The organism is Flavobacterium algoritolerans, assembly GCF_030010385.1.
GTDB lineage: Bacteria > Bacteroidota > Bacteroidia > Flavobacteriales > Flavobacteriaceae > Flavobacterium > Flavobacterium algoritolerans.
In genome coordinates, this window is record NZ_JASCRZ010000010.1 from 35,743 (window position 1) to 50,323 (window position 14,581).

The window sequence follows — 14,581 nt, forward strand, 5'->3', positions numbered from 1 at the left end:
TATTTGTTTAATAAAACTTCCTACAATAATGAAAAAAATAACATTACTTTTTATCTTTTTATTTGTAATTTCTTTCACAAAAGCACAAGATAGAGTTATAAACCCGGGGGTTCCCTTTTTATTAGTTGCAGCAGACGCTAGAGCTGCAGGTATGGCAGACGTAGGAGTTGCAACATCAGCTGATGCTTTTTCACAACAATGGAATCCGGCAAAATATGCTTTTGCAACGGACCAAAAAGGATTTTCGATAAGCTACACACCTTACCTTACTGACCTGGTTAATGATATATCATTAGGACAATTGACCTATTATCAAAAATTAAATGAAAGAAGTGCCTTTGCAGGAAGCCTTCGTTACTTTGGTTTAGGTGAAATTGAATTACGCGAAACAGGTGATCCTAACGAAGCACCTAGAATAGTTTCTCCAAACGAGTTTGCTATTGATGGTTCTTATTCCTTAAAGCTAAGCGAGAAATTCTCTATGGCTATTGCAGGAAGGTTTATCAATTCAAATCTAAAAGTGGCTTCAGATAATAACGATGCATCATCTGCAAGTACATTTGCTGTTGATGTAGCCGGTTTTTACCAATCCGAAGAAATAGCGTACAACGAATTCAACGGAAGATGGAGAGCAGGATTTAATATTCAAAATTTAGGTCCAAAAATCAGTTATGACAACGATGACTTTAACAACAACTTCATACCTGCCAATTTAAAAATAGGAACTGGTTTTGATTTTATTTTAGACGACTATAACAAGGTTGCTGTCAATGTTGAATTTAACAAACTATTAGTTCCTACACCACAAGATCCTGATTTAAACGGTGACGGAACCGTAACAACTGAAGAACGCAATCAAAACAACCAGAATTACCGTGCTATTGGGTGGACTTCCGGTGTTTTCGAATCATTTGGTGATGCTCCTGATGGATTTAGCGAGGAATTAAAAGAAGTTACTTATGCTGTAGGCGCCGAATATTTGTACCAAGATTCCTTTGCTATGCGTTTGGGATATTTTCACGAAAGTCCTTTAAAAGGAGCTCGTCAATTTTTATCGCTTGGAGCAGGTTTCAAATACAATGTTGTCAAAGTAGATGTTTCGTATTTATTCTCGGCATCAAAAGTAAAAAACCCTTTAGAGAACACGCTTCGTTTTTCTCTTACCTTCAATTTTGGAGACAAATATGACGAATATTAAACATAAATAAAATCCACAAATAACAATCCAAATTTCAACACTATGAAGTTTGGATTTTTTTTCCTTAAAAAAGCATGAAAGAAATAACAATTACCACTCAATTCAAAGTATTCGATTCTATTCAAGATTTACCAAATGACATTCAGGAATTAATGACGCAAGCCGTTGAAGTCCGAAAAAATGCTTACGCTCCCTATTCAAAATTCAGAGTTGGAGTTGCAATTGTTTTAGACAACGGCAAAACGGTATTAGGTTCAAACCAAGAAAACGCAGCTTATCCATCCGGACTATGCGCGGAACGTGTCGCTATTTTTTATGCCGGAGCAGTGTATCCGGAAGCCAAAATTTTAAAAATGGCAATTACAGCTGCTTCTGACTCGAATCAAACTACAGCTCCGATTCCACCTTGCGGATCTTGCAGACAATCTATAGCCGAATACGAAATCAAACAAGAGACCCCTATCGAAATCTATTTTATGGGAGAAATTGGTGCAATTTACAAATCCGAATCCCTGAAAAACTTGCTTCCATTTATGTTCGATAAAAAATTCTTGTAAAAATTCCAAAAATTGCCTATTAAATTTTAGTTCTTACTTGGAATGTCTTATTTTTGCATTTCGCAAATTTGTGGGAGGAAACTATTTTGCGTTATAGGTACAAATTGATAATACAATAACACTTTAGCAAAAGAAAAATTCAGATGAAAGAAGTTACAAAAGAAGTATATTTAAAGTGGTATGAAGATATGCTGCTTTGGAGAAAGTTTGAGGACAAACTTGCAGCATTATACATCCAACAAAAAGTTAGAGGATTTCTACATTTATACAATGGTCAAGAGGCCGTATTAGCTGGTGCATTGCACGCAATGGACTTGACAAAAGACAAAATGATTACTGCTTACAGAAATCACGTTCAGCCAATAGGTATGGGAGTTGATCCTAGACGCGTAATGGCAGAACTTTTAGGAAAAGTTACCGGAACTTCAAAAGGTATGGGTGGTTCTATGCACATCTTTTCAAAAGAGCACCGTTTTTATGGTGGTCACGGAATTGTAGGAGGACAAATTCCTGTAGGTGCAGGATTAGCTTTTGCAGACAAATATTTTGAAACTGGCGGTGTTACTATGACTTATTTTGGTGATGGTGCAGCACGTCAAGGATCTTTACACGAAGCTTTTAACATGGCTATGTTATGGAAACTTCCAGTGGTTTTCATTGTTGAAAACAATGGTTACGCTATGGGAACTTCTGTAGAAAGAACAGCCAATCATACTGATATCTGGAAATTAGGTTTAGGATACGAAATGCCTTGTGGACCAGTTGACGGAATGAACCCTGTAAAAGTTGCTGAAGCAATGACTGAAGCAATTGACAGAGCACGTCGTGGAGACGGACCAACTTTTCTAGAAATGAAAACATACCGTTATAGAGGACACTCTATGTCGGATGCACAATTATACCGTTCGAAAGAAGAAGTAGAAGAATACAAAAAAATTGATCCAATTACTCAAGTTTTAGATGTGATTAAAGATCAAAAATATGCTACAGAAGAAGAAATCGAAGTAATCGATCAAAGAGTAAAAGATTTAGTGGAAGAATGTGTAACATTTGCCGAAGAATCTGAATACCCTCCTATTGAACAGCTATACGATGTAGTATACGAACAAGAGAACTATCCATTTTTACCTCATAAACTATAAATCAATTATGGCAACAATAATTACAATGCCTCGTTTGAGCGATACGATGACGGAAGGAACGGTAGCGACTTGGCTAAAAAAAGTAGGTGATAAAGTAAGCGAAGGTGATATCCTTGCAGAAATTGAAACTGACAAAGCAACAATGGAATTTGAGTCTTTCAACGAAGGAACACTTTTACACATAGGAATCCCTGCAGGTGAAACTGCACCGGTTGACTCATTATTAGCAATTATAGGAAAAGAAGGCGAGGACATTTCGGCATTACTAGCAGGAAAACCAGCTGATGCAGCTCCAGCTAAAGAAGAAACAAAAGTTACTGAAGAAACAGCAACTACTCCTGAAGTTACAAAAGCTGCAGCACCTGCAACAGCTTCATTACCAAAAGGAGTTGTAGTTATCACGATGCCGCGTTTAAGCGACACCATGACAGAAGGAACAGTAGCTACTTGGTTGAAAAAAGTAGGTGATAAAGTAAGCGAAGGAGACATTCTTGCTGAAATCGAAACCGACAAAGCAACAATGGAATTCGAATCTTTCAATGAAGGAACTTTATTATACGTAGGAATCGAAGAAGGAAATACTGCACCAGTTGATAGTCTTTTGGCAATCATTGGACCTGCAGGAACTGATATCAGCGGAATTGCTGAAAATTATAAAACTGGTGGAGCGCCACAAGCAGCTCCTGCAGTAGCAGAAGAAAAAGAAGTTGCTTCAACAGAAAAAGCTTCGGAACCAATCGTTCAAGAACCATCAACTGACGGTCAACGAATTTTAGCATCACCATTGGCAAAGAAAATTGCAAGTGACAAAGGAATTCAATTGACTCAAGTAAAAGGTTCTGGTGAAAACGGACGTATTGTAAAAAGCGATATCGAAAACTTCACACCACAAACTAGCGCTGCTCCAGCACCGACAAGTGCTACCCCAGCGAAAGCAGAAACTGTAGCTGCTGCAAAACCATTTGTACCTGCAGGAGAAGTTTTCACAGAAGAAATCAAAAATTCGCAAATGCGAAAAATCATTGCAAAACGTTTAGCAGAGTCTTTATTCACTGCGCCACATTACAACTTAGTAATTGAGGTAACTATGGACGAAGCAATGAAATCAAGAGCTATCATTAACAGCGTTCCTGATACAAAAGTATCATTCAACGATATGGTGATAAAAGCGTGTGCATTAGCATTGAAAAAACATCCAAAAATAAATTCTCAATGGAGAGAGGATGCTATCATCATCAACCATCACGTGAATATTGGAGTTGCTGTAGCTGTTGAAGACGGATTAGTAGTTCCTGTATTACGTTTTACAGATGCTATGAGTTTATCTCAAATTGGCGGAAGCGTTAGAGATCTTGCAGGAAGAGCTAAAAACAAAAAATTATTGCCTACAGAAATGGAAGGAAGTACTTTTACAGTTTCTAATCTTGGAATGTTTGGTATTACAGAATTCAACTCTATCATCAATCAACCTAATTCTGCTATCCTATCCGTAGGAGCTATTGTAGAAAAACCGGTTGTGAAAAATGGTCAGATTGTTGTAGGAAACACAATGATGTTATCTTTAGCTTGTGACCACAGAACAATTGATGGTGCAACTGGAGCTCAATTTTTACAAACATTGAAACAATTTATAGAAAATCCAGTTACGATGCTTGCGTAATAACTCGGTTCTTAAAATACAAATCCCGTCTTGTTTCAAAAACTTGACGGGATTTTTTATTTATTCTTCTCCTCAATCCAACGAGACATATATTTGGTACTTTTTAAAGTATGATGTTGCAACATAGCTCCCATAAAATTGCTCAACCGATGTTGCTCAAAATTAGATCGTAAAAATTCTATTTTAGTACTAAAGTCCGTTTCGAACAAACCTTTAGAATATCTTTGATTGACAATCTCAATTCCGTTTTTTTGGGCTTTAACCCAAATTGTTTTGTCTAGATACAATTGTACTGCTGCATCGACAAAATCAGCTACATCATCCGTAATAAAGCCATTCCAAGGCAAATCCCCGTGCATGGATTCTGAACCAATAGTAGTCGTTACGCTTGGTGTTCCACATTGCATCGCTTCCAATAACTTCCCTTTAATACCTGCGCCAAAACGCAAAGGAGCCAAAACAACTCGCGCTTCCGTAACTACGTCTTGAGCGTTACTAGCTCGTCCCATAATTAAAAAACTATCTTTGCCATTATTCAATTGTATTACTTTTTGTGAAGGATAAGCACCATAAACGTTCAAAACAGCTTCTGGCACTTGCTTTTTTATTAAAGGCCAAATCGTTTCCTTTAAATACTGAACCGCATTCCAATTGGGCTCATGAAGAAAATTTCCGATAAAAATAAAGTCTTTTCGATTTTCGAAAGAAGGCAGTTCCTCTATTTCAGAACTGATGATTGGTTCCAATAAAAAAGGCAAATAATACAATAATGCTTTATCTATTTTGAATGTAGATTCTAATAATTCCATTTCAAATTCGGAAATCATCAAAGACAAATCACAACGTAAAATACTGGCGATTTCGCGTTTCGCAACCTCTTCTACAAATAAATCAGTTGTACTAAAAGAACGATTTTCCTTAAACGCTTTCTGGCGAGCCAATCGCAAACAATGTAAATCTTCAGTATCTAATATTCGTAACGCATCCGGGCAATTTTCAACTACACGCCAACCAAATTGCTCCTCCATCATAAAACGATCAAACAAAACTACAGCTGGATTCAGTTCTTTTACAAAAATATCAAAACTGGAATTGTTCAGTTCGATTGATTTTTTATCCACTTCATATACACCTAAATCAACCATGAAATCGCTGTTTTGCGCAGGACTGGCAAACGTAACACTAAAACCTTGTGCTTTAAAAAGTGAAATCAGCTGCATCATCCTTCCTCCTGCTGCGGACGAATTTGGCTCCGGCCAAACAAAACCAATAATTAAAAGCTTTTGAACCTGATTCATATTATTATAAATTTCAATTGCAAAATAATGCTATTTTGTGTTCAATCCCGTCATTTGGACAAAAAATAGATTAGAAAACACTAATTTTGTTCTAAATAAATTTCAGTACCATGTTAGGATTAAAATTAGCCACAGACCCTCGTTGGGTAAATATAGTCGAATCGAATATAGAAGAAATCTTGACGGATCATGCTTGGTGTGAACAAAAGGCAGCATCAAATGCGATAAGTCTAGTTACTTATAACTCTGAATTAGAAGAATTAGTAACCGAGATGCTGATTATTGCAAAAGAAGAATTAGATCATTTGCAATTAGTTCATAATTTAATCAAAAGCAAAGGACTGACTTTAGGCAGAGAGAGGAAAGATCATTATGTAAATGAACTTTTTAAATTTATGAAAAAAGATGGCAGCCGAAAAGACGCTCTTTGTGATCGATTGTTATTTTCAGCTATGATTGAAGCCAGAAGTTGTGAACGGTTTAAAGTTTTATCAGAAAACATAAAAGATGTCGAATTAGCCACTTTTTACAGAGACCTCATGATTTCCGAAGCAGGACATTATACCACTTTCTTGGGTTTCGCTCGAAAATATGCTGACAACATTGATGTAGACAAACGCTGGAAGGAATGGATTGAATTTGAAACTTCGATTATCACGAATTATGGTAAACAAGAAACGATCCACGGTTAATTAAAAAACTACCAAAATAACATTAAACGAAAAACAGGATGCTCAACGGCATCCTGTTTTTTAATATTTACAATTCTAAGTAGCTTATTTCACAATCATAAACTCAGAACGTCTGTTTAAGGCATGTTCTTCTTCGGTACAATTTTCCTGACAATCCACTTTAAATTCTGATTTGCCAAAACCTTTTCCAGTTATTTTATCAACACTAATTCCTTTTGAAATAATGTAGGCTACAGTAGCATTTGCTCTTCTCTCTGAAAGATCTAAGTTAAATTCATCAGTACCTCTGGAATCAGTATGTGCCTTAACATAAATTTTCAGCTTATCATTTTGAGACATTACATAAACCAATTTATCAAGTTCTGCAGCACCATTCTTAGTTATATTGCTTTTGTTGTATTCGAAATAAATAGGATTTAAAATAATCTCTGTCTCTGTAACTATTACTTCAATTGGATCAATTACTGCATCAACGGTAACTTTCCCTTCACTAATTTTAGCTACAGGAAAAGATTTTGAAACATAACCATCTTTAAAAACTTCTATAGTATATGGTTTTTGACATTCTACGTCATAAAGAACTTCTCCATTCATATTAGACATTTGAGTATATAAAACTGTGTTAGTCGCATCTAAAATAACAACTTTAGAATTAGCTAATAACTCACCAGTTTTGGCATTTTTTACCACACTAAGAATCTGCCCTTTACATACTGGAATAGAACTATAGATATGGTCTACACCACTACGATTACTGGATAAATACCCAATGTTTTTTTCTTTATTAAATGTAAAAGCAAAATCATCTTTCTCCGTATTTACAGGTTTTCCAATGTTATATGGTTCCTCATCTTTATTTAAATCAACAGAAAAAACATCTAAGCTTCCAAAACCAGTCAAGCCGTTTGAAGAAAAATATAAAATAGCATCATCTGTTACAAAAGGAAAATTTTCGTCACCAGCTGTGTTAATTTTATTCCCTAAATTTTCTGGCGCGCCATATGTTCCATCATTATTCACTGTTACTTTCCAAATATCAGTTCCTCCTACAGAACCAGGCATATTAGAAGCAAAATAAAGAACCTTCCCATCTGCATCTATAGATGGGTTCCCCATAGAATAACTTTTACTATTGAATGGCAGTGGAGTAATAGATCCCCATTTACCGTTTTCTTTAACAGCTTTGTAAAGATTCACTTGACCAAATTTCAGCTTGTGTGTTTTATCTTTCTCGAATAATTTATCTTTGAAACTTTCGCTTGAAAAATAAACAACATTACCGTCTTTGGTCATTGTAACAGGACCTTCATGAAACCTACTGTTTAATTCATCTACAGGAATTGGCTCTGAATAGCTTCCATCAGCATTATAAGTAGACTGATAAATGTCTAAATAAGGTTCGTTATTCCAACCGTATATTTTATTGCTTTCATTTCTGGCACTTGCAAAATAAAGTATATCTCCATAAAGACTTGCTCCAAAATCTGATCTTTGAGAATTAACTGAAATTTTATCTACAACAAAAAGTTTTTCTTTATTCAATAGCTCCGAAAGGTAATTTGGATTCTTATTGAATTGTTTAGCTCTCTGATCGTCTGGTGCTAAAGCTGAAAATGATTTCATTTGAACATTAGACTCCGTGTATTTACCGTTAGATTTCAACATTTGAGCGTATCTATAATACGTTTCTGCATCTTGTTTTGTTTGTACAGCTTTGGCGTACCATTTTTCGGATTCTACGGTATTGTGCATATAATAATAACTATCACCAAGTTGTTTAGTCACATAAGCATCTGTATTTCCTTTTTCAACTAAAGCTAGATATCCTTCAGCAGCTTCAACATAATCGTAGCTTTCAAATAATTTATCTGCATTTTTAGTCTCTTTATTTTGTGCACAAAGTGAGAAACCTGCCAGCACAAAAAACAGTAAAAGTGTATTTTTTTTCATTAATTATAAAAATTAAATTTTAGAAAAATCTAGGAGAACGTGAAACTTTTTTCGATTCAAATAAATCATATAACAATATGAATTCATGTGATGATGGAGAAGTTACTTTCAAATCTGAAATAATATGATCGTAAGCATACCCAATTCTTAATTCAGGTGTGATAGCAAAATTGACCATTCCGCCAAAACTGTCTTCCAATCTATAAGTTGCTCCAATCTCAAATTTTTCTTGATATAAAAAATTAGCAGAAACATCTAAAGACGGAGATACATTAAACGCCGATTTTAACATTAACGAAGGCTTGAATTTCAATTCATAATTAAGATCAAAAACATAACCTGCGGCTAAAAAATAGTGAGACACATCTGAACCATATTCACGTCCATTATAATCTAAGTGCGCTGATTTAATCATATTTGGAATCGAAAAAGACACGTAATATTTATCTGTGTAATAAAACAACCCTGATCCTAAATTAAATGATGTATCGTTGATGTCTTCTCCAAAAATACCTTCATTAGGGTCTGGCAAACTGGATTGAATATCCCTGAGTCCTACTTTGTGAAAAGAGACTCCAGCTTTTAAACCAAATGCCAATCTTTGTGTGTCTCCTAATTTCAAAGTATAAGAGAAGTCTCCAAATACATTTTGCTCTGTTACCGGTCCAATCTTATCTGATATAAATGATAGACCAACACCTACATTCTTTCCCGCTGGAGTATGACCTGCGAAAGTAAATGAAGCTGGTGAATCTTCAATGTTTACCCATTGTTTTCTATATAAAAGACCAAAAGAAATACTCTCATTAGAACCTGCATAGGCTGGATTAATAACATTCATATTATACATGTACTGAGTATAATGTGGGTCTTGTTGCGCTTTTACATCCATATAGGCAATAAGAATTAAAAGAGACATCAATATTTTTTTGTTCATATCTATTTATTTTTCGGTTTATTGGTCTATTTAAAAATTTACAGACAAATAAATTTATTAATTACTGTTTTTCTCTGATTAAATAAATCCAACCTGTTTTTGGTTCTCCGCTATTGAATTCTATCACATAATAATAGGTAGCACTTGGAAGATCTTCTCCTTTGTTTGACTGACCTTTCCATTGGTCTGTATAATTCGCCTGATTGTAAACCTTGATACCATATCTATTAAATATTTCCAGTTTTTTAACATCCATCAATCTTAAATCAAAGAAGTCATTTGAACCGTTACCATCAGGAGAAATTCCTTTTTGGATATTACAATAAACAGACTCTATAACTACATTATTTGATGTTTCACAACCCGTATTTGTAGAAGTTACAGTAAGGGTATATGTTACAGGAAACACTACTTGTCCGCTTGGAGTTGATGCTATCACATCAGTTACGTTTAACACATTTGAATTAGTTCCGATAGGAGCTCCAGTATTATCCTTCCATTGATAAGACACATTGTTTGGATCATATGAGCCTAATAGTGGATTTGCTGTTATAACATATTCTTTATTTTCGCAATCACCTATTGTTTCAAATTGAATTTGTGGAGGAATCGCGTTTATAGTTATTTCAGCACCTATAGTTATACAGGCAATACTATTTGTAAATCGCACACTCATTGTATATTTCCCTGGCGCCAAATTATTAAACACATTGCTGTTTTGATAACCATTACCTAAACTGTACTGAACGTTTGCTTGAGTACTAATTGTAATGCTTCCTGATGGTACTAAACATGTTGGTTGTACAACTTGAACCAAAGTTGGAGTTGACGGTAATAAAGGAAGTGGATTAATAGTTACACTTGTCAGACTTTGAACTGAACATGTATTATCAGCAATATTTCTAACATATAATATATAATTGTTTGGAGCTAATCCCGTAAATGTATTTGAAGCTTGATAAGTTGTACCATTCAAACTATATTCTACTCCAGATTGAGTTGCTATCACAATAGTCCCAGATGTAACGGAACATGTTGGCTGAACAACGCTAGAAGTTGTTGGAACTACGGGAGGAGTTGGAATTGCATTAATCGTTACCGCAGATGTTGATGTATTTAAACAGCTAATATCAGCTGTGTTTCTTACATACAAGGTATAATTACCCGGAGCCAATCCTGCAAATGTATTTGAAGCCTGATACGTTAAACCATTTAAACTATACGCAACTCCAGGTTGTGTTGTTACTACAATAGTTCCTGATTGCACAGCACATGTTGGTTGTACCACGCTAACCGCTGTTGGCACTAGCACTACTTGTATAGGATTAATTGTTGTTGTTGATGCCGAAGAAGTGACACAAGTAGTATCAGAAAGATTTCTTACATACAAAGTATAAGTAGTTCCTGGAGTCAATCCTGTGAAGAGATTTGAAGCTTGATACGTTGTACCATTCAAACTATATTCTACTCCTGTTTGTGCTGTTATGGTAATGCTTCCTAATGGCATTCCACACGTAGGTTGAGTTACACTTGCCGTTGTTGGAACTACTGGTGGAGTTGGAATTGCATTAATTGTTGTTACAGATCCAGATGAAGTTACACAAGTGTTATCGGCTGTATTTCTAACATATAATGTATAAGTTCCAGGAACTAATCCTGTGAACGTATTTGAAGCTTGATATGTTGTACCATTCAAACTGTATTCTACTCCAGTTTGTGTTGTTATTGTAATACTTCCTGATGGTATACCACAGGTAGGCTGAACTACACTTACTGTTGTTGGAACTACTGGAGGAGTTGGAATTGCATTAATCGTTATTGGAGATCCAGATGGAGTTATACAAGTATTGTCAGCAATATTTCTAACATACAAAATATAAGCACCCGGAGCCAATCCGCTAAAAGCATTTGAAGCTTGATACGTTGTACCATTCAAACTATATTCTACACCTGTTTGTGTAGTTATGGTAATGCTTCCTGATGGTGTTCCACACGTTGGTTGTGTAACACTTGCCGTAGTTGGAACTACTGGAGGAATTGGAATTGCATTAATTGTTGTTGCTGAAGACGATGAAGTTACACAAGTAGTATCGGCAGTATTTCTAACATACAAAGTGTAATTACCCGGAGCTAATCCGCTGAAAGCATTTGAAGCTTGGTAGGTTATACCATCTAAACTATATGCTACCCCAGATTGTGCTGTTATGGTAATACTTCCTGATGACGTACCACAAGTTGGCTGAGTAACGCTTGCCGATGTAGGAACTGCTGGAGGGTTTGGAATTGCATTAATTGTTGTTACTGACCCGGAAGAAGTTATACAAGTATTGTCCGCTGTATTTCTAACGTATAATGTATAAGTAGTACTTGGAGCTAATCCTGAGAAAACATTCGAAGCTTGATATGTTGCACCATCCAAACTATACTCTACCCCAGATTGTGTTGTTATGGTAATGCTTCCTGTTGGTGTTCCACAAGTAGGCTGAACAACGCTCGCTGTTGTTGGAACTACAGGAGGAATAGGAACTGTATTAATTGTTATTGCTGACCCAGATGGAGTCACACAGGTATTATCAGCTGTATTTCTAACATACAAAGTATAATTCCCAGAAGCTAATCCATTGAAAGTATTTGAAGCTTGATACGTTGTGCCGTCCAAACTATACATTACTCCTGCTTGTGTCGTAATTACGATACTTCCAGATGGTGTTCCACACGTTGGTTGTGTAACACTTACTGTAGTAGGAACTACAGGAGGAGTTGGAACTGCGTCAATTGTTGTTGCTGAAGCTGATGAAGTTACGCAAGTAGTATCCGCTGTATTTCTAACATACAAAGTATAAGACCCCGGAGCTAGCCCATTGAAAGTATTTGAAGCTTGATAGGTTATCCCATCCAAACTATACTCTACTCCTGCTTGTGCCGTTATTACGATACTTCCAGATGGCGTAGCACACGTAGGTTGAGTAACACTCATCGTTGTTGGAACTACTGGTGGATTTGGAACTGCATTAATTGTTGATACAGATCCAGATGAAGCGGCACAGGTATTATCTGCTATATTTCTAACATACAATGTATAACCTCCTGGAACTAATCCCGTAAAAGTATTTGAAGATTGGTAGGTCGTACCATCCAAACTATACTCTACTCCAGTTTGCGTTGTTATAACTAAACTTCCAGATGGCATAGCACACGTAGGTTGAATAAGGTTTGCCGCTGTTGGAACCACTGGAGGAGTTGGAATTGCATTAACAACAGCAGGAGTAGCTGATGAAAGCACACAAGAATTATCTAATTTATTTCTAACATATAAGGTGTAATTCCCAGGTACTAATCCCGAAAATGTATTAGAATCTTGATAAACAGTACCATTTATACTATACTCAACCCCAGGTTGTGTTGCAATTACAATAGTTCCGGTTTGCATAGCACATGTTGGTTGTGTAATGCTGGCCGTTGTAGGGATTGAAACAAAATTCATTGTAATATTTGCCTCTGAATAACAAGGTGTTAATGCAGCTGAGGCAACAACTACAGGATTTGGATCTTTAAGATTATAATCTATGGAAGCAATCCCATAATCTAGATTACTAGTTCTTTCCGGACTCAAAAATGAATTAGTAACCGACTGACTTCCATCTTCTTTATCATTCATTGTCAATGCAAAAAACTTAATATCTCCTGTTGTATAACCAATAAGAGATTTTAAAAATTCTACTTCAAAACCAAGATTATAATCATTAATCCCACTATTATTTTTATTAACACCCATTACTGCTGAAGGAAAACCTGTCGCAGCACTTCCTAAATAAGTTTTAACAGATGCACCTGTTCTTAATTCAATAACGTTAGCATAATAATTCGTTTCGGCTGCATCTGTAGAAATAACTAAACAATAATCAGCCTGAAAATAAGAATCGAAAGTACTAGGATTATTATTAAAAATATTAAAGGCTCTAACTAATGGATCAGAACCTGCTTCATCACCATAATTTGAAACATTAAATCCTCCATTTTTAGTATCCAGAAACAACAAAATACTTCTATTATTTAAAACTTTACCTGCAATCCCTAAAACTACCTTATCTTCTAAAGCACTTATTTTTAAAGAATTTAAATATCCTGTTGAAGCATTCGCAGATAATGGAGCGGAAAGAAAGTTATCCTCTAAAGCTCCCGTTCCCCATGAAGTCTCAGTAATAGATCCATCCATAGTAACTGCATATCTAGTCCTTACTTTAACAACTTGACCATCAGTTAAAGCATTAGTTGTAAACACTCTACTAGTTGACATGCCTTGCATAACAACACCATCAACAGAAAACTCGAATAAATCTGCTCCACCTGAAGCAGTAAAAGTAACTGGTGTTCCTAAACATAAAGGACTTGTTGTATTATTTGGTGGAGAAGCTGTCAAAGTAACCGCTGAAGGCGCTACATAAATTGATGCGACAACCGGTACACGTGTACTAATATCACTTCCAGACCTACTACGCACATAATACGTTCTAGTTGAACTAATACTTGGACTGTAAATAGTTCCAGTGTAAATAGGGGTTACTGAAGTTTGAGAAGTAAACCATTCAATAGTTTCTGTACCATTAGCTCCAAATGCATAAACATTAACCTGCATTAAACTAACACCATCGCCACAAGAACTACCAGCAGTAGTTGAAGGTGGTGGTAAAACAGCTTTGGCTTTTGAAATCCTTAATGATTTTTTATTTTTTTTTATTGTATCTGCAGAAATCAATTTTGAAGAAACATCAAAATTCACATCATGTAATTTCACAAGATGCTTTAAATTTTTCGAACTTAATGTAAACCCAAATAATAAATGAAATAGTAAAAATAAAAGTAATTTTTTCTTCATAAACTGATTTTTATAGTTAATATATTACAGTGTAATATTCTAATCAATAAAAGTATTGTTTTATTTTCAATGAACAAATCAAATTTTAATAAAAATTTAACTATTTAAAAATAAAGAGATTGAATAGCTAATATATTTAATTTAAAATAGATTCAATAATTCAATTGAGTAAACGCAAAAAATCCTCATCAAATTCATGATGAGGATTCTTCAAAGAAAGGCGACGACATACTCTCCCACATAACTGCAGTACCATCTGCGCAGGCGGGCT

General features: G+C 35.3%; 9 protein-coding genes. 5 read left to right on the forward strand and 4 right to left on the reverse strand.

What is annotated here, in order from left to right; genetic code table 11:
* Positions 1-28 precede the first annotated feature (28 nt).
* The 4 genes from porV to QLS65_RS15940 all read left to right on the forward strand — a co-directional run bounded on the left by porV (position 29) and on the right by QLS65_RS15940 (position 4,557).
* On the forward strand, positions 29-1,198 hold the full coding sequence (porV, locus tag QLS65_RS15925) for a type IX secretion system outer membrane channel protein PorV (RefSeq protein WP_099713539.1): 1,170 nt from the start codon (positions 29-31) through the stop codon (positions 1,196-1,198).
* Between the two features lie 74 nt (positions 1,199-1,272).
* The gene (gene cdd / locus QLS65_RS15930) at positions 1,273-1,755 is read left to right on the forward strand and encodes a cytidine deaminase (RefSeq protein ID WP_282718657.1); all 483 of its coding nucleotides are present in this window, start codon (positions 1,273-1,275) and stop codon (positions 1,753-1,755) included.
* A gap of 143 nt (positions 1,756-1,898) precedes the next feature.
* Positions 1,899-2,897 carry a pyruvate dehydrogenase (acetyl-transferring) E1 component subunit alpha gene (pdhA, locus tag QLS65_RS15935; protein WP_282718658.1) on the forward strand — a complete coding sequence of 333 codons (999 nt, stop codon included), beginning with the start codon at positions 1,899-1,901 and terminating at the stop codon, positions 2,895-2,897.
* Positions 2,898-2,904: 7 nt separating this feature from the next.
* Positions 2,905-4,557, forward strand: coding sequence for a pyruvate dehydrogenase complex dihydrolipoamide acetyltransferase (locus QLS65_RS15940; protein WP_282718659.1), 1,653 nt, complete (start codon positions 2,905-2,907; stop codon positions 4,555-4,557).
* A 56-nt stretch (positions 4,558-4,613) separates the two neighbouring features.
* Here QLS65_RS15940 and QLS65_RS15945 read toward each other — a convergent pair whose 3' ends face one another.
* A complete protein-coding gene (locus QLS65_RS15945) occupies positions 4,614-5,855 on the reverse strand; it encodes a glycosyltransferase (RefSeq protein WP_282718660.1) in 1,242 nt (413 codons plus the stop codon).
* Between the two features lie 110 nt (positions 5,856-5,965).
* Here QLS65_RS15945 and QLS65_RS15950 point away from each other — a divergent pair, with 110 nt between their 5' ends.
* Positions 5,966-6,547 carry a MiaE family protein gene (locus QLS65_RS15950; RefSeq protein WP_099713544.1) on the forward strand — a complete coding sequence of 194 codons (582 nt, stop codon included), beginning with the start codon at positions 5,966-5,968 and terminating at the stop codon, positions 6,545-6,547.
* A gap of 84 nt (positions 6,548-6,631) precedes the next feature.
* Here QLS65_RS15950 and QLS65_RS15955 read toward each other — a convergent pair whose 3' ends face one another.
* The 3 genes from QLS65_RS15955 to QLS65_RS15965 all read right to left on the reverse strand — a co-directional run bounded on the left by QLS65_RS15955 (position 6,632) and on the right by QLS65_RS15965 (position 14,310).
* Positions 6,632-8,497: an OmpA family protein gene (locus tag QLS65_RS15955; RefSeq protein ID WP_282718661.1), complete on the reverse strand. Its 1,866-nt coding sequence runs from the start codon at positions 8,495-8,497 to the stop codon at positions 6,632-6,634.
* A gap of 19 nt (positions 8,498-8,516) precedes the next feature.
* Positions 8,517-9,434, reverse strand: coding sequence for a PorP/SprF family type IX secretion system membrane protein (locus QLS65_RS15960; RefSeq protein ID WP_282718662.1), 918 nt, complete (start codon positions 9,432-9,434; stop codon positions 8,517-8,519).
* 61 nt (positions 9,435-9,495) lie between these two features.
* A complete protein-coding gene (locus tag QLS65_RS15965; protein WP_282718663.1) occupies positions 9,496-14,310 on the reverse strand; it encodes a T9SS type B sorting domain-containing protein in 4,815 nt (1,604 codons plus the stop codon).
* Positions 14,311-14,581: the final 271 nt, after the last annotated feature.

Bases quoted from the DNA above. Each gene is read 5' to 3' on its own strand.
- cdd (WP_282718657.1), top strand. From the start codon at position 1,273: ATGAAAGAAATAACAATTACCACTCAATTCAAAGTATTCGATTCTATT.
- pdhA (WP_282718658.1), top strand. From the start codon at position 1,899: ATGAAAGAAGTTACAAAAGAAGTATATTTAAAGTGGTATGAAGATATG.
- porV (WP_099713539.1), top strand. From the start codon at position 29: ATGAAAAAAATAACATTACTTTTTATCTTTTTATTTGTAATTTCTTTC.
- QLS65_RS15945 (WP_282718660.1), bottom strand. From the start codon at position 5,855: ATGAATCAGGTTCAAAAGCTTTTAATTATTGGTTTTGTTTGGCCGGAG.
- QLS65_RS15940 (WP_282718659.1), top strand. From the start codon at position 2,905: ATGGCAACAATAATTACAATGCCTCGTTTGAGCGATACGATGACGGAA.
- QLS65_RS15960 (WP_282718662.1), bottom strand. From the start codon at position 9,434: ATGAACAAAAAAATATTGATGTCTCTTTTAATTCTTATTGCCTATATG.
- QLS65_RS15965 (WP_282718663.1), bottom strand. From the start codon at position 14,310: ATGAAGAAAAAATTACTTTTATTTTTACTATTTCATTTATTATTTGGG.
- QLS65_RS15950 (WP_099713544.1), top strand. From the start codon at position 5,966: ATGTTAGGATTAAAATTAGCCACAGACCCTCGTTGGGTAAATATAGTC.
- QLS65_RS15955 (WP_282718661.1), bottom strand. From the start codon at position 8,497: ATGAAAAAAAATACACTTTTACTGTTTTTTGTGCTGGCAGGTTTCTCA.